Source organism: Sulfitobacter sp. 1A10359, assembly GCF_043558145.1.
Classification (GTDB): Bacteria; Pseudomonadota; Alphaproteobacteria; order Rhodobacterales; family Rhodobacteraceae; genus Sulfitobacter; species Sulfitobacter faviae.
Window position 1 is genome coordinate 729,571 of record NZ_JBIFGB010000002.1, and the last position, 19,048, is coordinate 748,618.

Sequence of the window (19,048 nt, forward strand, 5' to 3'; positions counted from 1 at the left end):
CATCGCGGCCCCGGCGGGCGTCAGGTCAGAAAAGCCCGAAGCGCGTGCAGGGTGCGGTCGATCCCGGCGGCGGTGGTCAGCACCCCCGGCGACATGCGCAGGGTCTGGCTGCGGTTGTCGACGTAAATCTCCAACGCGGCCAACTGTGCCACCACATCCGCCGCATCAATGTGATCGGGCAGAACGACCATGAGACTGCCGCCCCGCTGGTCCGGGTCCGCCGGGCTGGCAAGGGTCAGGCCCATCCCCTCAAGCCCCGCCTGTAGCTGCGCGGTCAGCTTGCGGTTATGCGCCGCCAAGACTTCGGTGTTCTGCCCCATGCGCCATTTCATCGCCGGCAGGCTGGCCACCGCAGGAACGGTCGAGGGCGTGCCACTGTCGAGCCGCCGAATGTCGGGCGCGAATTCGAAAGCGTCGAGATCCCATGAGAACGGATTGCCTTGCGAGAACCAGCCGCGCATCTCGGGCTGGCACTGCGGGATCAGATCGGCATCCATATAGACGATCCCCGCGCCCGGCGTGCCGCACATCCATTTGAGGCTGGTCGACAGGGCAAAATCGACGCGCGGCGCGGTCACGTCATAGGGCAGCAGCCCCACGGCCTGCGTCATATCCACCCCGATGAGCGACCCCATCTTGCGGCCATGCGCCACCAATTGCGGGATGTCCAACCGGTGCGAGGTCGTCGAGCTTACCCAAGTCAGCAGGGCCAGCGCCACCTCCTCATCCCAATGGGTGATGATGTCTTCGGCCTCGACCCAGTGCCCCCCTTGCCGGATCGGCACAGTGTTCAACGTGAAACCAAAACGCTTCGACAGGCCGGTGAGCAGGAAGTGCAGAGAGGGGAAACCATCCTCGGCCACCAAAACCTTCTTGCCGCGCAGGGTGTCTTCGGGCAGCGCACCGATGACGGCCATCAGCCCGGTGGTGACGCTCTCTGTCGTGGTGACGGTGCCCTTCGGCGCGCCGATCAACTCGGCCCAGAGGTCAATGAACTGCTGGCGTTTGGGCAGGACATCAGCCCATTGGTCGCCGTTGGGCGCGGCCCATGCATCGGTGAAATCGGTGAGCCCGGCCAGCATATCCGCATGTTTGCCGGGGTATTGGCCGATGGAGTGATAAAGGAGATAGGCGTCGCCCGTTCCTGTTTCTGTGGACATTGTAATCTCCGTAGGGTGTTGGCCGCGCAGGCGCGCGGGACGGTAATTTTGTGGGGGACGGGGCCGCTTCGGCTCAGCGGTAGCCGCGCTTGTAATGCTGCTCTAGCCAGCCGGTGAAACGGACCATCGGCCAAAGGATCGCGATGTAGATCAGCGCGGCCAGCAGCAGCGGCGTCGGATTGGCGAAAAGCGCCTGCGCGTCGGTGGCCTGTTTCAGCAAATCATCCATCGCCACGACCGAGGCCAGCGAAGTGTCTTTCATGATCGCCACCGCATAGGAGGCAAGCGGCGGGATCATCATCCGAAACGCCTGCGGCAGGATCACCTTGCGCATGGTGGTAAAGAAAGACAGGCCAAGCGCATCGCAGGCCTCAAACTGGCCGCGCGGCACGGCTTCGATCCCGGCGCGCACGACCTCTGCCGTATAGGCCGCCAGCACCAGCGCCAGCGCAATGGTCGCCCCCACGAATGAGGAAAAGACGATGCCCGCGAAGGGCAGCGCGTAGTAGACGAGGATCAGCACCACCAGCACCGGAATGGCGCGGAAGATATCCGTATACAGAACCGCCAGCAGCCGGAACGGCTTGGCCGCATAGAGCCGCACCAGACAGACCAGCACGCCAAGGATGCCGCCAAAGAAAATCGCCGAAGCGCCCAGCAGGATGGTGTTGAGCAGCCCGCGCATCAAGATCGGGAAAGCGCGGCGCATCACGTCGAGATTGAAGAAGATGTCGATGATTTCCATTGCGCAGTCCGTCAGTTTGATCGCAGGGGGCAAGCCTTAGGCCGCAGGCGGAGCAGCGCCCCGCCCGCGGCCCAAAGGTATCAGTCCGCCGAGGTGGGCACCGGCAGCGGGGTCACCGCAAGGCTGCCCTCGGCAGGGGCCACGCCGAGCCATTTCTCATAGAGCGCCGCCATGGTGCCATCCTCTTTCATCGAAGATATCGCACCGTTGACCGCCTCCAGATGCTCAGAGCCCTTGGGCATCATGATCGCGAATTTATCGCCCGTCGGAATCTCAACCGAGACCTGCAAGCCCTGCATCGTCGGCTGGGCAAAGGCGTAGCGCAGGCTGACGATATCATTCACCGCGGCATCGATCCGGCCACTGCGCAGATCGGTCAGCATATTGGCGGTGGTGTCATAGCTGGAATAGGATTTATAGCCGAGCTCACCCTCCCGTTCTTTCAACCAGTTCTCCGGGAAAGAGGTGGCGATGGAACCGATGCGCTTGCCCTCCAGCCCGTCGAGATCGGCAATCCCGGCGTCGGTCTTGGTGCCGACCCCCAATGCGCCCGAGAAATAGGGCTGCGTGAAAGACTGCGCCTCAAGCCGTTCATCGGTGATGGTGAGCGATGAGATCACCGCATCGACCCGGCCCGAGGCGGTGGCCACGAAAAGCGCGCGGAAGTCGTAACCGCTGATTTCGGTCGTCTTGCCAAGCCGGGCCGCGACCTCATTGATGATGTCGACCTCGAACCCCTCGAAGACGCCCGCTTCGTTCTTGAACTCCCATGGCGGGTTCGCCGGGTAAGAGCCGATTTTCAGCACGTCCTGCGCCATGGCAGAGACGCCCGACAATGTCGTCAGCGCCGCAACGGTGAGGCCAACGATCAGATTATTTTTCAGATTCATGTTTTGCTCCCTGTGAACACCCCCGCGCAGCGCGGCAAGCTTCCCCCTATTGGCTGCCAGTTTTCGTATACGAATTCAATTGAATTTTGCAAGTATGCAAACTTATACCTAGCCATAAGCGTATTTCTTGCGCATGCTCGGCCTACAATCGCATACTTTTCAAAGAGGTCGGAATGCCCCGCTCAGCCAAGCGCCACATGAAAGATCAGATTTACGACATCTTCCTCGGGCGCATTCAGCGGGGCGAGATCAGCCATGGCGACCGCTTTGTCGACACCGCCGTCGCCGAAGAGTTCAACGTCTCGCGAATGCCGGTGCGCGATGCGCTGATGCGCCTGTCGCATGAAGGCTACCTCGACAGCACGACGCGGGGCTTCACCCTGCCCAACCTGTCGATGCGCCAGATTTGCGAGATTTTCGAGTTGCGCCGCCTGCTGGAGCCGCGCGCCGCAGCGCTGGCCACCAACCAGCTGACCGATGAGGACATCGCCACCCTGACCCGCGCGGTAGAGCAATCCGAGCGCACGCTGGAAACCGGCGATATCGAAAGCCTCTATGCCGCCTCCGAAGACATCCGCCGCACTTGGATCATGGCGGTGCCCAACATCGAGTTGCGCGACACGATCCTGCGCTACATGGCCCAAATTCAGGCCGTTCGCATGGCCACCCTGCGCGACGCCGTCGCGCATGAAACCCTCGTGGAGTTGCACCGCGACATGCTGCGCGCCTTTACCGCCCGCGATGCGGCCAAGGTGGAGCTTTTGCTGCTGCGCTACGTTCTGGCTGGAGAGGATAGCTTCCTGCGGCTGAAAGCCCGCGCGCAGGATTAACCCGCCTCGCCCTTGGCCACCGTACAGAGCCAATCGCGCACGATGATCGCCGCGCTCGACACCCCCTGCCGGGGCGAAAGCAGGTAGAAATCCAGCCCGCCTTCCATCACATGCGGCACCGGGCGCAGCAGCCGCCCCGCCTCAAGATCGCGCTGCACCAGAAAGCGGCTTGCCAGCGCCACCCCCTGCCCCGCCAAAGCAGCATCAAGGCTCAGCGTCGTTTGATTGAACCGCAGCGCACGGGCCGGTTTGACGCTGCCGCCAAAAGCCTCTTCAGCAAAGCGCGGCCAGAGGTCATGGGTGTCGTGAAGCAGGGTCATGCGCGCCAGTGTGGCGGCATCGACCGGCCCCTCCCCCGCAAGCAGCGCCGGAGAGCATACGGCCACAACCTCCTGCGCGAAAAGCAAGTTCGCCCTCAGGCTCGCCCCAAAGGGCGGACGCGCCTGTCGCACGGCAAGCTCGATCCCATCGGCATGAAAACTCGCCACCCGCTCTGTCGCCGTGATGCGCAGATCAATGCCGGGATGGGCTTGGGTAAAATCCGAAAGCCGGGGGATCAGCCATTTCGACGCGAAGGTCGGCGTGACGCTGATCGTCACCCGTGCGGGTGCGTGGCGCAGGGCATCCGTCGCCTCCGCCAATTGCTCGAAAGCACGCGACACCGACAGATGATAGGCGCGCCCCTCGTCGGTAAAGGCCAGCCCCCGCGGCTCGCGCAGGAACAGACGCAGCCCCAGATGATCCTCCAGCCCGCGCACCTGCTGGGCGACCGCGCCTTGGGTCACGCCCAACTCATCCGCCGCGGCCCGGAAATTCAGGTGACGCCCGGCGGCGGCAAAGGCACGAAGCCCGTTCAAGGGCGGCAGAGGCATCTCATTCGACACGATAGATTTCCTACAGTCACAGGACAAAGCATCTGGCTGGCTGCACGAGATCACAGCGCCTAAGTGACACTGCATATCCCCGCAGCGCAATCGCTGCCTAGTATATGGAGCATATCCGATGACAGCAGAAAAAGTAGCCCTTATCACCGCAGGCGGCAGCGGCATGGGCGCGGGCGCGGCCCGCAAACTGGCGGCAGACGGCTTTAAGGTCGGCGTCCTGTCTTCCTCCGGCAAGGGGGAGGCGCTCGGCACCGAACTGGGCGGCTTTGGCATCACCGGCTCGAACCAATCGCCAGACGCGCTGGCGCAGCTGCTGGATGGCGCGATGGACCGTTGGGGCCGCGTCGATGTGCTGGTGAACTCCGCCGGGCATGGGCCGAAGGGCGACATTCTGGAAATGAGCGACGCAGATTGGCACGATGGGATGGATGTCTATCTGATGAACGTGATCCGCCCCACCCGTTTGGTAACGCCGATCATGGCGGCGCAGGGCGGCGGCGCGATCATCAATATCTCAACCTTCGCCACCTTCGAGCCGGACCCGCTCTTTCCCACCTCGGGCGTCTTCCGCGCCGGGCTGGCGGGTTTCACCAAACTCTACGCCGATCAATATGCGGGCCAGAACATCCGAATGAACAACGTCCTGCCCGGCTTTATCGACAGCCTGCCCGAGACCGAAGACCGGCGCGCGCGCATTCCGATGGGGCGCTACGGCACGGAGGCCGAGGTGTCGTCGCTGATCGGCTGGCTCGCTTCCGAGGGCGGGGCCTATGTCACCGGGCAGAACTGGCGCATCGACGGCGGGCTTACCCGTGGCGTCTGAAGTGCTTGCGCTCGCCACGCCGCAGCGGCTGGCCTTTTGGGTCAAATGGATCGCGTCGGTGATCCAGATCCTCGGCTATGCCGCCACAGGTTTCGGCTGGACGCCGTGGAACCTCTACCTCTTCGTGGTGGGGGTTCTGGGCTGGCTGATCGTCGGGCTGCTTTGGAATGACCGGGCGATCACGCTGGTTCACCTCGTTGCCATGGGGGCGATGCTGGCAGGGATGGCCGGCCAGTAGTGGCGGTGTGTCGAGGGGTGTCGCCTGCGTGACGCCCTCTCGGCCCCCGTATCCGAGTATATCATCCGGCGGGGGGAACCGTGCCCCCTCCCCCGCCTACCTTGCACGACGCGGAAGCTGCCCCATATCTCTTTGCAAAGGACAACCGCGAGAGACCAAGATGGGCTATGTGAAGACAGCGATGCTGATGGCGGCGATGACCGCGCTTTTCATGGGGGTCGGCTATCTGATTGGCGGATCGGGCGGCGCGCTGATCGCGCTGGTGGTGGCGGCGGGGATGAACGCCTTCACCTGGTGGAACTCCGACCGCATGGTGCTCAAGATGCACAATGCGCAGCCCGTCTCGCCGGGGGACCGCGCGGGGCTCTACGCCATGACGGCAGAGCTTGCGCGGAATGCGGGCCTCCCCGAGCCCAAGGTCTATCTGATCGACACGCCCCAGCCCAACGCCTTCGCCACCGGGCGCAACCCGGCCAATGCTGCCGTGGCGGTGACCAAGGGGCTGATGCAAAGCCTCAGCCGCGAGGAACTGGCGGGCGTCATCGCGCATGAGCTGGCCCATATCCGCAACCATGACACGGCGATCATGACCGTGACGGCCACTTTCGCCGGTGCGATTTCGATGCTGGCAAATTTCGCGCTATTCTTCGGCGGCGCGCGTGAGCGGATGGGGATGATCGGGACGTTGATGATGATGTTCCTCGCCCCCATGGCCGCCGCGCTGGTGCAGATGGCGATCAGCAGGACGCGGGAATATGCCGCCGATAAGGCGGGGGCCGAGATCTGCGGCCATCCGCTCTGGCTCGCCTCCGCGCTCGAGAAGATCGCTATGGGGGCCGCGCGGATCGACAATCACGCGGCAGAGCGCAATCCGGCCACGGCGCATATGTTCATCATCAACCCGCTACACGCGCATAAACATGACAACCTTTTCGCCACCCACCCGGCGACGGAGAACCGCATCGCGGCCCTGCGTGCGATGACACCTGACGGCGCGCCAGTGCGAACACAGAGCGCCCGCCCAACCAGCAGCAGCCGCATCCCAAAAACTGGCAGACGCCGCGACGCGGGGCCGTGGCGCTAGGGCGCGCTTAGCCCCGCCGCCAGTAGGCGGTGCAAATCTGGCGGGTTTTATCCATGCCGAGCTGGGTTTTGAAATGCCCGCGCAATTGCTGCGCGTTCTGGAACTCCCCGGCGAAAAAGGCATAGCCCAAGCCGGTATCCGTCAGCGCCTGCGCATGGCCAAGCACTTCGGCCTCGAAGGTGGCGGGCGGCAGGGCATGGACGCGCAGCTTGGTCTTGGGCAGGTAGTCGCGATAAGACACCCCGCGCGGCAGCGCCGCCACCACATCGCCCACAGCATCCTCGGGCAGACGCGCCAAAAGCTGCGCCACGGCGGGCAGCCCCGTGCCATCGGCGGCGAGGAAATAGGAAGAGGCTTTCGGCAAGGCGCTGATGCCCACCGGCCCCATTGCGCCGATCCGTTGCCCGGCATGGGCGTTCTGCGCCCATTGTGAGATCAGGCCGGAGCCGTGGCGAACCACGTCGATATCGACCTCTTCGCGCTCGGGGCGGATGTTCTTGAGCGTGACATATCGGGCGTGCAACTCATCCGCACCCTTAGGCCAAACCGGCTCCCCATTGGCGCCCATCACCGGCCAGACCGGCGTGCGGCTGGCATCGCGCGGCAGGATCAGGCGCAGGTGGATGCCCTGCGGGGCAAGTTCGGCAATATCCGGGTAATGCAGAGTGACGCGTTGCATCCCTTCGAAGAGGATTTCGCTGTTCAGCACCTCCAGCAAACGGAAGTTCTGCGGCGTCTCTCCGGCCTCCTGCGCCACTCCCTGCCAGCGGATGCGATCGGCCAGCGCGGGGTCAAACTCCGCCACATGATGGACCATGCCTTCTTTCGAGAATTGCATGGCGTTTTCGCCGGGAGCTTGCAGGCTGACCTCCAGCCCACGCGGGCAAAGATCGAACTCTACCCGGTAGCCATCTTGCTCAAACACATGACCCGTCGGCCCCTTGGCGCGAAACGCCATGCCGTGGTCATCGACAAGATGCGACAGGATTTGCGAGAGCATCTCCTGTGGGGCATCCATGGGGATGGTGGTCTTGGCTTTGGCGATGGTCATCCGTGGCTCCTCCCGGTCAAAAGAAAGCGCGGCACACGAGGGGAGTGCCGCGCTCTAGGCTCACCAGCTATGGGCCAGCTTCACGGTGACTTCACGGCCGGGGCTGTAGAAGTCAGCGTAAGAGCCGCCGAAGGAGGTGTGCTTTTCGTCGAACAGGTTGGTGACATTGGCCGACAGGGTGGTCTGCTCGGACAGATCATAGCTGACCGCGGCGTCGACCACGACAAAGCTGCCCGTTTCGCCTGTGGCGTTGCTGTCGCTGTAGTAGTAGCCGCTGTTGAACCGCGCGCCCAAACCGACTGTCAGATCACCACGGCCAAGGTTTTCCCAAGTCCGGCTGGCCCAGATCGAAGCGACGTTTTCAGGCACCAGACCGGGGCGGTTGCCGACGTTGCCCGCGGTGCCGTTCTCTTTGATCTCGGCATCTAGATAGCTGTAGGCGGCGGTGAAGGTATAGGCGCCCATCTCGGCCTTGGCTTCCAGATCAATGCCGCGCACGCCGATCTCACCAATGGTTTCCGGCAGGTTGGTCGCCGGATTGGTGCGGGTGATGTTGCTTTTCGACAGGTCATAGACCGAGGCTGTCAACAGCGCGTTGGTCCCCATGGGCTGCCATTTGGTGCCCAGTTCGAACTGCTCGCCCTCTTCCGGCTCGACGCCAAAGCCTGCAGGCACGACCGACTGTGCGTAGTTCCCAAAGACCGAGATGTTGGGTTTGATCTTATAGGTCAGACCCACGCGGCCTGTCGTCTCGCTGATGTCGTTGGTTTGAACCGTGCCGGCAAGGTTGTTGGTCTCAGTCACGTCGATCCAGTCGTGCCGCAGCCCGAAGGAGGCGATGAAACGCTCGTTCCAGTTCAGCTCTTGCTGAGCGTAGATCGCTTTGCCCTCCGTCTCGGTGTCAAGATCGGCAAACATCGGCACGCTGGTCGGACGGCCCGTATAGGTCGGGTTGTCGCGGTCAACCGAAGGCGCCGCGCCATAGAAGCGTTGGTCAGACTCGTCGGCCCAAGAGAATTCAACGCCCGCCGTGGTGGTGCTGGCCGCCCCGCCAAAGAAACCCTCATAGGTCAGATGCAGGTCGGAGATCATGCTCTCGCTCGTGCCATCGCTGCCAAAGAACGCGCGATCCACGGTGTCGTCATCCGGCGTATAGTCGCTCACATAGGCATAGCCGAAGTCATCGGCGCTGTCGCTGTAGCGCAGGGTGCCGCCAAAGCTCAGCCCGTTGCCAAAGTCATGCGCGCCCAGAACGGATACGGTCGTCCGCTCGGTGCCGCGGTAGTTATAGTCGGGCTCGCCGTAGAACACGTCGCTGCGGTCAAAATCGCCGCCCGCCGGGAAGCCGCTGCTGCCGGGCACGGAATCGCGGTCAAGGTGGTCGACGATCACGGTCAGCTCGGACTCATCGGAGGGCCGCCATGTCAGGCCACCCATCGCGAAGAGTTCATCGTTCTCGGAATAGGGGTACTCAAGCTCGCCATTGCGCAGCAGACCGGTGAAACGGTAGCTGAGCGTGCCTTCCTCATCCAGCTTGTCGCCGAAATCCACACCGGTTTCCAAGCTGCCATAGGAGTCGACCGAGGTGTAGACACTGCCAAAACGTTCGTCACGGGGGCGTTTGCTGACATAGTTGACCGAGCCGCCGGGATCGGAGAGGCCGAAGGTCGACGACGACGCGCCGCGGATCACTTCGACGCGCTCATAGGCGAAAGGCTCTTCCCGGACCGATCCGAAGTTCGCGCCCAATGTCAGCCCATCGCGGTAGGTATAGGCTTCGAACCCGCGCAGGATGAAATAGTCGAACCGGTCATCTGCGCCATAGCTGTCGGTGCTCGCACCGGCGGTGTAGTTCAACACCTGCTCCACGCTATCCGCGCCGCGGGCTTCGATCTCACGGCTGGTGATGACCGAGACGCTGGCCGGGATGTCGATGATCTCACCCGACAGTTTGCCGCCGCTGCTGATCTCACTGGCGACAACCGTTTCGGCATCCGCCGCGCCCGAAGTCTGCGCTTCGGCTTCGAGGATCACGTCATCCAACTGGTAGGCTTCTTGCGCGTAAAGCGTGCCCGGCACCAGCGCCGTACAGCACAAAAGCGCTGTCTTGAGAGAGCCGCGCCCCAGTTGCAGGGGGATGAGTTTGGAAGAGGACATGGCGGTCTCCGTAATAACCTAGTGAATCAGTCGGGATTCCCTTACCCCTATGATACGCAGGAGACCAGAGTCAATCTGACTGAATTAGTCAGTTATTTTCAGGCCGCGGCATTCTTGCGTGGCGGCCCGATCTTGTGACGCCCAATTGGCACCATGCAGGGGGTCTGCGAGACCGGATCGTTGACGATACGGCACGACAGGCCAAAGACGGTTTTCACCAATTCCTCGGTCAGGACCTCGGCGGGCGGCCCCTCGGCGCGGATGCCGCCATCGCCCACGGCGATCAGGTGATCGGCATAGCGCGCGGCGAGGTTCAGATCATGCAGCACCATGACGATCGTCGTCCCCTGCGCCATGTTGAGATCGACCAGCAGGTCCAGCACCTCGACCTGATGCGCCACGTCCAGAAAGGTCGTTGGCTCGTCCAGCAGCAACAGGTCGGTCTCTTGTGCTAAGGCCATGGCGATCCAGACACGCTGGCGTTGACCGCCCGACAGCGTGTCGAGATCACGCTCGGCCAGTTCCTCGGTCCCTGTCGCGGCCAGCGCGCGGGCCACGGCGCGGTCATCCTCTGCCGACCAGCGCGAGAACAGCCCCTGATGCGGATGCCGCCCACGCCCGACAAGATCGGCCACGGCAATCCCCTCAGGCGCAATGGGCGATTGCGGCAGCAGCCCCATGACCTGCGCCAGCTTGCGCGACTTCATTTGGTGCACCGCTTCGCCATCCAGCAGAACCGCGCCGGACTTGGGCTGCAAAATCCGCGCCAGCGTCCGCAAAAGCGTCGACTTGCCCGAGGCATTGCCCCCCACGATGGCCGTGATCTTGCCCGCCGGCACGGCGAGAGTGACATTCTCAAGAATAACGCGCTTTTCATAGCCCGCGCCCAGATCGCGCGTTTCAAGACGGTGGTCGTGGGTCATAGCGTGCCCCCATTTCTATTGGCGCGAACGATGAGATACAAAAGGAAGGGCGCGCCGACCGCGCCAGTGACGACCCCCACGGGCAAGCGGGCGGGCAGCAGGAACTGCCCCACGAAATCGCCCGCGATGACCAGCAAAGCACCCACAAGCCCTGCCCCCAACAGCAACCCGGTCGTGCCCGGCAAAAGCCGCGCAGCGATGGGACCGGAAAGGAAGGCGACAAAGGCAATCGGCCCGGTCGCTGCCGTGGCGATGGCCACAAGGCCAACGGCGGCCAGTGTCACGCGCAGCCGCGTGGCGTCAGCACGCACGCCAAGCGCTTCGGCGGTGTCATCGCCAAGGCGCAGCACCTCCAGGTCGCGGGCGGTAACGGCCAAGAGCCCGCCAAAGACCAACAGCGCGCCCGCCACGGGCAGCGCTTGGACGAGTTGCATGCCGTTGAGGCTGCCGGTCAGCCAGCGCATCGCCTCGGCCCGGTCCCATGCGGGCGCTTCGAGCAAGACATAGGCCGTCACACTGTCGAGCATGGCAGAGACGCCGATGCCGATCAGGATCAACCGCGCCCCGGCGGCACCGCGCCGCGAAGACAGCGCCCAGATCATCGCCGCGACCGCAAGCCCCGCCGCTACCGCGACGAGCGACACCAGCCAACCGTCGAGGGCCAGGATGACGATGGCAAAGACCGCCGCCGCACCTGCGCTGGCGCTGATGCCGATGATATCGGGGCTGGCCAGCGGGTTGCGCAGCATGATCTGAAACGCCACCCCGCCCAAGCCAAAGCTGGCCCCGGCCAAGAGCCCCATGACCGCACGCGGCAGGCGCAAGTCGGTCACCACGAATGAGGCGTTCGCGCCCGGTGCGCCCGTCAGCGCGGCCCAGACGTCACCCGGCGGCAGGCAGCCGCGCCCGCAACTCAGCGTCAGAAGCATCAGGCTCAAAACAAGCGCGGCCAGTGCGCCCAGCACCTGAATGCGGCGCGCGGCGGCTTGGCGAAAACTGCGCGGCGCGCTGAAGGTCACATCGCTCATAGCCCGCGCATCCTGTGATTGCGTACCGTCCAGATAAAGAAGGGCGCGCCGACAAAGGCCGTGACGATGCCCACGTCCAACTCATTCGGGCGGGCGATGACACGGCCCAGCACGTCCGACAGCCCCAGCATGGAAGCCCCCGCCAAGGCCGAGAGCGGCAGCACCAGCCGGTAATCGACACCCGCGATCATCCGACACAGATGCGGCACCACCAGCCCGACAAAGCCGATCGGCCCGCAAAGCGCGGTCGCCGTGCCGCAGAGGATCACCGCCCCCGCCGCCGCCATGACCCGGCCCAAGGCGACGCTCTGGCCAAGGCCGGTGGCCAATTCTTCGCCCAAGGCCAATGCGTTGAGAACCCGGGCCGAGGCGAGGCTCAGCGCCAGCCCCACCAGCGCGAAGGGCAAGGCGGGCAAGAGGGTCTCGAAACTCGCGCCGCCGATGCCGCCGACCTGCCAAGATTGCACGGAACCCGCGATGTCATTGCGCGGCAGCACCACCGCGATGATGAAGGCCGACACCGCGACGGAGGTCGCGGTGCCCGCAAGGGTCAGCTTCAGCGGCGTCGCCCCGCCCTGCCCGGCGGAGCCGATCAGATAGACGAAAACCGCCGTGACCCCGGCCCCAGCGATGCCGAGCCACAGAAAACTATGCGCGCCGCTGATGTCGAACCAAGCGATGCCCACCACGACGAAAAGTGCCGCCCCCGCGTTAACGCCCAGAATGCCCGGATCGGCCAGCGGGTTGCGGCTGATGCCCTGCATCACCGCGCCTGCAAGTCCAAGCGCCGCGCCCGCCAAGATCGCCAGCGCCGTGCGCGGCATCCGCACCGCGACTGCGGCGGCGCCGATGGTCTCGATCCGGCCGGTCATCCCCGCCCAGATCTCGCCCCACGGCACGGCGCGCGCGCCCACGGTCAGCGACAGGCCGGTCATCAGCAGCAGCAGGCCAAGCAAAAGCGCGAGGCCTGCCAGCCGTTGGGGGCGCTGCACCTGCATTACTCGCCGCGCGTGGCGGCGGCGCTCAGCCGCGCGAGGTAGTCGTCGAGCACATAGTCGATCGACAAGGGCGTCGGGTTCGCGGCAGTGCCCATCGGGTCATTCGCCAAAAGCACGACCGAGCCGCGGGCGACTGCCGGGAAACGCGCGATCAGCGGGTTTTTGGCCAGTTCATCCAAGCGCGCCTGATCGCCATAGGTCACCACAACGTCTACATCGTCAAACAGGTCGATCCGTTCTGCACTGACACGGCCCGAGTATTTCCCGGCCTCGCTCGCTTCGCGCACCGCTTGGGGCGTCGCCATGCCGAGGTCGGTCAGGAATTGCACCCGCTGGTCGGCGGCGGCGTAGAAACCGATGGTGCTAAGGTCGCGCGGGTCAAGGTGGGTGACGAACATGCCGGTCTTGCCCGCCAGCTCGGGATGCGCCGCGCGGGCGGTGGTGATCCGCTCTTCGATCTCGGCGACCATCGCGTCGCCCTCCTCGGCCATGCCAAGGCCCGCCGCGTTCTGGCGGATCATCTCGCGCCATGTCGTTGTCCATGCCGCTTCGGGATAGGCGACGACCGGGGCGATGCGGCTAAGCGTTTCATAGTCCGACTGCGACAGGCCGGAATAGGCGGCGAGGATCACATCGGGCTGGGTGCTGGCTACGGCCTCGAAGTCGATACCATCGCCCTCGTCAAAGAGCGTCGGCACCTCGGCGTCCAGCGCGTCCAGCCGTTCAATCACCCAAGGCAGCAGCCCGTCGCCATCGTCATCCCCCCATGAGGCGCGGGCGAAGCCGACCGGCACGATGCCAAGCGCCAAGGGCACTTCGTGATTGGCCCAACCGACCGAGGCCACCCGCTCGGGGCGCTCTTCGATGGTGGTTTCGCCAAAGGCGTGTTCGACGGTGACGGGAAAGTCCTGCGCCATGGCGGCGGTCGCGCCAAAAGCCAAGCAAATGAATGACAACGTTCTGAGCACCGCGGCCCCCTTAATCCGATTCTTTTAGTAAACTATTGCCTGTTATGCCGCTGCGGGCGGGGATGCAACAGGTCAGTTCATCGGATCATGGGTTCGAGCGGTGACGGGACCGCCTGTGAAGCGGCCCCGGCTGTGGCTATTGGATGCTGACCTCGAAGGAGACGAAGCCCTGTGCGCCGGGTTGCAGCGCCCCCGTACAGGACCAGCGCAGCGCCCCGTCATAGCCCGGCGCATTTGCCAATGGCGCGTCCAAGGTGCAGGTCACCCCATCGGCCAGGGTAACCGGGCTGGGCACCGCCGCGGCCAGAGCCGTGTAGGGCGGTGTCTTGTCGTAAACGACGATGTCGCGCGCGGGCACGGTGCCCACGGTTTCGACATAGATGCGGTATTCCAACACATCCCCGGCAGCGGCGCCGTTGCTGACCCCTTCGGGTGTGCCGCGCGTCACGTTGCGGACGGTTTTGGTCAGTTTCAACGTGCCCTGCGCCGCCTCAACCACCAACCGGTCGGTGTTGACGTTTCGCTGGGCGAGGCCGCTGGAGCCATAGCTGGTGTCGGCGACCAGATCGAAGCGATAGGTCGATCCCTGCGTTGCCGCGCCCGAAGCGGTGACCCGTGCAAGGACACAGATCAGCCCGCCCGCATTGGTGGGCAACGGCCCGGTAATCGCTTGGTCCGGCGTGCCGTCGCAATCCGTATCCTCGTAAAGCGCGGTCGAGAAGGCCCCTTCGGGGGCCGAGGCTTCGGCGGCGACGCTGAACGTCACGCTTCCCGGGGCCGAGGCGATATACTCATGCCGCAGCGCCAAGACCTGCCCGGCCCGGATCGTCTTGTCCTGCGATTGGTTCAGCCGCGCTGCTTCGATGAGGCCGAAGTCGAGCCCGGCGTAGGCCGTGCCCGCTGCGGGGGTGAAGGTGAAACGCCCGTCATGGGGATCGCCGTTCACCACACCGGGCAAAGCCGCGCCGCCCTCGGACACGTTGAGCAGCCCCGCGCCGGGCTGGGCCACCACGGTGACAGCGCCGCTATACCCCTCAGGCAAGGCCGCGCGCCATGTGCCGTCCGCCGCCAGATCGGGCGTGACCAACAAAGCGCCGCCCGCGTCCAAAATCTCGACCACGGCGCGGTCCGTGCCCGCCTCGCCTGCCTGCTGGGCCCCGTCATAGGCGTCGGCCCCCGCGCCGATGTCAAAGAACACCACGCCAGAAAGCACCGGACCGTTGGCGCGCCGGGCCACGCGGGCGAGCGCCTCGTCATCATCGGCCAGCCCATCGCCGAGGTCATCCACCAACGCGCCGGTGCCGGGGTCGCTGTCGGGGTCAGGAAGCGACGCGCCGATGATCTCTGCCTGATTTTCCGTGGCGCCTTCGCTCTGCATCGTGACGCGGATGGTCAGGCTGCGGCTGCTGCCCGAGGGCACGTCGCCAAGCAGCCAAAGACCGGTCGAAGCATCATAGCTATCGCCCTGCGCCGCCGCATCGTCCGAGACATAGGCGAAGCCATCGGGGATGAGATCGAGCACCCGCACATCCGAGGGGCTGCCGGGGCCGGTGTTGGTCACCGTCAGCACGACGTCGAGCGCCTCCCCCACCGTGGCCTCTGTCGCGGGGCTGGCGTCCGCCGCGCGTAAGATGGTTTGGGTCAGGGCCAGATCGGCCTCAGTCGGCAGTGTTTCGAAACCGAAATCAGAACTCACCGGGCTGCCGCTGCCCGCATCGACGGCAAGGCTCGCGATCCGGTTTCCAGTGGTCAGGGTGAGGCCCGCCGGTATCTCAGGGTCGGCCTCATCCACTTCGACCAGATAGGCGCGGGCCGGGTCGAGGTTGCTGAAGGAATAGGCCCCCGCCGCATCGGTTTCGGTCACCGCCACCTGCGTATCATCGGCCCGGTCGGCGGGCGTGCCAGCATCGTCGAAAAGCGTCACGGTGATGCCCGCAGGCAGCGTGGCTTCGGCCCCGTCGCGGCTGCCGGAACTGTCGGCATCCTCATAAAGCGTCCCGCCGATCCGGCCCTGTGGCAACAGATTGACGAGAGTCACGAGGTAATCCTCAACTTCCCCATCGAAGTTCAGACCGCTGAAGGGATCTTGGGTCAGGGCGCTGGAGGTCGACCAGCGGATGCGGGCATAGGTGGTGCCATTGCCCACATCGACCGGCACGGGAATGTTCAGGCTGATCTGGTTGTTGAACGCGCCATCCGTATCGCCCAAGCCGCCGTCGCGAAAGTTGATGGCCACCTGTTCGGTCGGGTCGAAGACATTGTTCTGGTTGAAGTCGATCCAGAGCTGAAGATTAGTGATGCCTTCGGTCACCGGCAGGCCGAGGGCCAGTTGCGCGCTGAGGGTCTCATGGGTCTGAATGGTCAGCGGCACGATGCTGCCCGCCTCAAGCACCGGGAACTCGGCCACGGAATCTTCGTCGTCGATCCCGTCGAGGTCGTCACCATCGGCATTGGCGCTGAACATGCTCTCGGTCTCGGAATCGGGGAGGCCACCGCCAAGGTAGATGTCTGGCACGATGATATGGCGCGGCTCACCATAGCTGGCAGGCGCGTCGCCCCGGTCCACCAGATCGGCAGCCGCGATGATGAGGGAGTAGTCTTCAATTTCGCCATCGACGGCAAAGCTCGCCACCGGCAGCCCGGCCTCAGAGGAATAGCGGAACCGCGCGAAGGTGGTGGAGGTGGTGGCATCGCTGGGCACGGTCACGTCGATCTGGATCACGCCGTCGCCTGCCACATCGTCAAAGCCTGTGCCATCGTCACGCAGGTCGCGGGCGATGTTCTCACCAAAAGACCCTTCGAAGACCCCGTCGCCATTAAAGTCGATCCACGCCTGAAGGTAGCCCGCCCCTTTGACCGGAATGTTGAGCGTGCTGATCATCCCTTGGGTCATCACCGGAAAGACCACCGCGTCTTCGTCATCGCTGTCCAACAGGTCGTCCGCCGTGGCCGAGGCATCGGACTGGGCCACCAGTTCGATATCGGGCGGCACATCGCCAAGATAGACCTGCGGCGTATCGCTGACCCCATGCGAGGCGGTCAGGTAAGAGATCGGCGCATCGCCAAAGTCGACCCCGAGCCCATCAAAGACCGCGACCGTGACCTGCGCCCGGTCGCATTGCATGGGGTCAATGCTGTCGCAAAGCTCATAGTCGATCAGATAGGTGCCAGAGGGCACCCCCGGCGGGACGATCACCCGGCCCGCATCGGCGCCTTGGGTTTCCAGCACGGGCACCGGATCACCGCTGTTCTGGGGTACGGCTTCGGTCAGCACCGCAAGCGTCGCGGTGGGGAAGGCGGCAGGCAAGCCGTTGATCGTGTCGTTGGACATGACCTCTCCCGCCGTGCCGCCAAGCAGGCTGTTGAGCGGCGTCGCGGTATAGTCATCATCGCCCGCCACCACGCTGGCCGAGGTATTCGCCACCGCGCAAAGCCGGATCGACGAGCCGCGGTTCGCGTCATTCAGCGAAGAACCGGTATAACCGTGGATGAACTCCCCCTCGGTGAAAGTGCCGTATTCATAGGTGGCATAGTTGTCAAAGCCGGTCTCGTTCGGCTCTTCCGTCCAATTGGTCGGGTCACCCACCTTGGCGGGGTCCATCGTGATCGCCTGCCCCCCGGCGGGAAAACCGGCGAGCGGGGCGGTGTGGAAATAGGAAATGCCATCGGGCGCGAGCAGCGGGCCGACCACATCCGAACTGTCATCCGATGTCCCACGGCTGTCCACATCCGTCTGCTGAACGATCACGCCGTTGATACGGCTTTGCTCGACCGCCCGCCCTTGGGGGTTCGAGGGGGTGGCGCTGCCGTCTTCGACCAGGCGCAAACGGTAGGTGACGAAGCCGTTGTCAGCGGGTGTCATCCGCGCTTCGAGCGAGCCGTCGATATTGACCGCAGTGGCGTTGCTGATCTGGGTCGCTTGAAACACGACATCCAGATCGTTGCCATTGATGTCGGTGGTGACATTATCAAAGACGAAGATGTCCGAGGTCGTCAGCGCCGCCGCGCTGCCCGCCCCGGCCAGCTGCGTGCGCGGCTGCGCGAAAACCGACCGCGGCGTACAGGTTTGGGGGCCGTTGTCGGTGGACAGGACATTGGCGACGATGCTGGCGTTTTGCGGATTGGACTGCAGGCGCGACACGAAAGGCGTGCCGATCGCACCGATCCCCGCCGTGGCGGTGCTGTCGACCGCGCCTGAAAGGGCATCCGCCGCCGTCACGGTATATTCCGCCGTACAGGTCACCTTGCCGCCCGGGGCCACAGGTGCGGTGATGGCCGGGCAAGTGACCGTGCCGACAAGACTGTCTTCGATCACCACGTCTTGGTTCGGGTTGAAGGGCAGCTCCCCTGTGTTGGTCACCTCATAGATAAAGGTGACCGTCGTGCCCTGAAGCGCGGAGAGCGGGCTGGTAAACCGTGCAAGGCTGATTGTCTGTTCGGTGGTAAAGTTCACATCGGCGAAGATACCGATCCCCCGCGCCCCTGCATCATAGGGCAGGGTCACCGGATTGTAGTAGCTGCGGACCTCGCCAATACTTTCGTCGTACCAAAGCTCAATCCGTGAGGTCGCATTGGGGTAGCTCAGCCGGATCGAGCCGTTGGTATCATCGCCCGACCCGGGAGAGAGGAAGGCGCTGCCGTCGATGAACAGACATTGCGCCTCGTTCCCGTTCAGCAGGCCGGTGTCCCCCGATCCCGGCCCCGGGCCGACCACGACGGTGGGCGCCGGACCCAGTGTCGTGATGCTTGGGTTGCCGTTATCGCCGAAGGCCGTCACGAAATCGCAGCGGTCCCCGGTGCTGTGGGTGTCGGTGGGATCCACATCGAGGATGTCGACGGTGAGATTGTCGACCTGGAACGCGACGCCGCCGGAACTGGCCGATACGCTGGCGGTGATCCGGTCATCGCCACGCCGCCCCGCATTCGGCGCGGCATCGCCCACGATGACAAGCGAATCGACACCGCCGCCCAGAATGTTCACATCGTCGGGGGTGAAGATCGGATTGCCCTGCGCGTCAGCGCTATAGGGGCGCAGATTGCCGGTGATCTCGACCGTTGTGTCGATCTCGAAACCATATTGGTCCGACAGAGTCCGCAGCAAAGGCCCGGCAAAGCCTGCGGGCCAATCGAAAGTGGACCAATCGATCGAGAAATCCCCGGCATCCGCGGGAAAGGAGGAGACGGCAAGCGCGGCGCAAACGGCGAGGGAGACACCGCGCAGCGCTTTTCGGTTAGAGAGACGTTTCACAATTCACCTTTCGGTCCGAAC

At 64.3% G+C, this 19,048-nt stretch carries 15 protein-coding genes; 4 read left to right on the top strand and 11 right to left on the bottom strand.

The features are described 5' to 3' along the window. Positions 1–20 precede the first annotated feature (20 nt). The 3 genes from ACGYK2_RS07890 to ACGYK2_RS07900 all read right to left on the bottom strand — a co-directional run bounded on the left by ACGYK2_RS07890 (position 21) and on the right by ACGYK2_RS07900 (position 2,795). Positions 21–1,160: an aminotransferase class V-fold PLP-dependent enzyme gene (locus ACGYK2_RS07890; RefSeq protein WP_394374274.1), complete on the bottom strand. Its 1,140-nt coding sequence runs from the start codon at positions 1,158–1,160 to the stop codon at positions 21–23. A 73-nt stretch (positions 1,161–1,233) separates the two neighbouring features. Continuing rightward, positions 1,234–1,905 (bottom strand): amino acid ABC transporter permease, encoded by a 672-nt coding sequence (locus ACGYK2_RS07895; protein WP_067265504.1) that lies wholly within the window; start codon positions 1,903–1,905, stop codon positions 1,234–1,236. An 80-nt stretch (positions 1,906–1,985) separates the two neighbouring features. Beyond that, positions 1,986–2,795, bottom strand: coding sequence for an ABC transporter substrate-binding protein (locus ACGYK2_RS07900; protein WP_271688254.1), 810 nt, complete (start codon positions 2,793–2,795; stop codon positions 1,986–1,988). 173 nt (positions 2,796–2,968) lie between these two features. Between ACGYK2_RS07900 and ACGYK2_RS07905 the strand changes: the two genes are divergently transcribed. Then, complete coding sequence (locus tag ACGYK2_RS07905) at positions 2,969–3,625, top strand: GntR family transcriptional regulator (RefSeq protein WP_271688255.1); 657 nt, start codon at positions 2,969–2,971, stop codon at positions 3,623–3,625. Here the strand turns inward: ACGYK2_RS07905 and ACGYK2_RS07910 are convergent. Then, positions 3,622–4,497, bottom strand: coding sequence for a LysR substrate-binding domain-containing protein (locus tag ACGYK2_RS07910; protein ID WP_271689996.1), 876 nt, complete (start codon positions 4,495–4,497; stop codon positions 3,622–3,624). The genes ACGYK2_RS07905 and ACGYK2_RS07910 overlap by 4 nt on opposite strands. A gap of 130 nt (positions 4,498–4,627) precedes the next feature. Here ACGYK2_RS07910 and ACGYK2_RS07915 point away from each other — a divergent pair, with 130 nt between their 5' ends. The 3 genes from ACGYK2_RS07915 (at position 4,628) to htpX (ending at position 6,654) form a co-directional block, all read left to right on the top strand. Continuing rightward, positions 4,628–5,332 (top strand): SDR family oxidoreductase, encoded by a 705-nt coding sequence (locus ACGYK2_RS07915; protein ID WP_271688256.1) that lies wholly within the window; start codon positions 4,628–4,630, stop codon positions 5,330–5,332. Then, positions 5,322–5,570, top strand: a complete 249-nt coding sequence (locus ACGYK2_RS07920; RefSeq protein ID WP_271688257.1) for a DUF6552 family protein — start codon at positions 5,322–5,324, stop codon at positions 5,568–5,570. The genes ACGYK2_RS07915 and ACGYK2_RS07920 overlap by 11 nt, the downstream gene beginning before the upstream one ends. A 160-nt stretch (positions 5,571–5,730) precedes the next feature. Continuing rightward, positions 5,731–6,654, top strand: coding sequence for a zinc metalloprotease HtpX (htpX, locus tag ACGYK2_RS07925; protein ID WP_271688258.1), 924 nt, complete (start codon positions 5,731–5,733; stop codon positions 6,652–6,654). A gap of 7 nt (positions 6,655–6,661) precedes the next feature. On the opposite strand, the gene ACGYK2_RS07930 is transcribed toward htpX, so the two are convergent. From ACGYK2_RS07930 to ACGYK2_RS07960, 7 genes are all read right to left on the bottom strand, one after another. Beyond that, a complete protein-coding gene (locus ACGYK2_RS07930; protein WP_394374275.1) occupies positions 6,662–7,705 on the bottom strand; it encodes a siderophore-interacting protein in 1,044 nt (347 codons plus the stop codon). Between the two features lie 60 nt (positions 7,706–7,765). Beyond that, complete coding sequence (locus ACGYK2_RS07935; RefSeq protein ID WP_271688260.1) at positions 7,766–9,862, bottom strand: TonB-dependent siderophore receptor; 2,097 nt, start codon at positions 9,860–9,862, stop codon at positions 7,766–7,768. Positions 9,863–9,960: 98 nt separating this feature from the next. After that, positions 9,961–10,785: an ABC transporter ATP-binding protein gene (locus ACGYK2_RS07940; protein WP_271688261.1), complete on the bottom strand. Its 825-nt coding sequence runs from the start codon at positions 10,783–10,785 to the stop codon at positions 9,961–9,963. Further along, a complete protein-coding gene (locus ACGYK2_RS07945; protein WP_394374276.1) occupies positions 10,782–11,813 on the bottom strand; it encodes a FecCD family ABC transporter permease in 1,032 nt (343 codons plus the stop codon). The genes ACGYK2_RS07940 and ACGYK2_RS07945 overlap by 4 nt, the downstream gene beginning before the upstream one ends. Further along, a complete protein-coding gene (locus tag ACGYK2_RS07950; RefSeq protein ID WP_276154275.1) occupies positions 11,810–12,811 on the bottom strand; it encodes an iron ABC transporter permease in 1,002 nt (333 codons plus the stop codon). Before ACGYK2_RS07950 ends, ACGYK2_RS07945 begins: the two co-directional genes overlap by 4 nt. Continuing rightward, positions 12,811–13,728, bottom strand: a complete 918-nt coding sequence (locus ACGYK2_RS07955) for an iron-siderophore ABC transporter substrate-binding protein (RefSeq protein ID WP_271689998.1) — start codon at positions 13,726–13,728, stop codon at positions 12,811–12,813. Before ACGYK2_RS07955 ends, ACGYK2_RS07950 begins: the two co-directional genes overlap by 1 nt. A gap of 187 nt (positions 13,729–13,915) precedes the next feature. After that, positions 13,916–19,027 (bottom strand): GEVED domain-containing protein, encoded by a 5,112-nt coding sequence (locus ACGYK2_RS07960; protein WP_271688263.1) that lies wholly within the window; start codon positions 19,025–19,027, stop codon positions 13,916–13,918. Positions 19,028–19,048 lie beyond the last annotated feature (21 nt).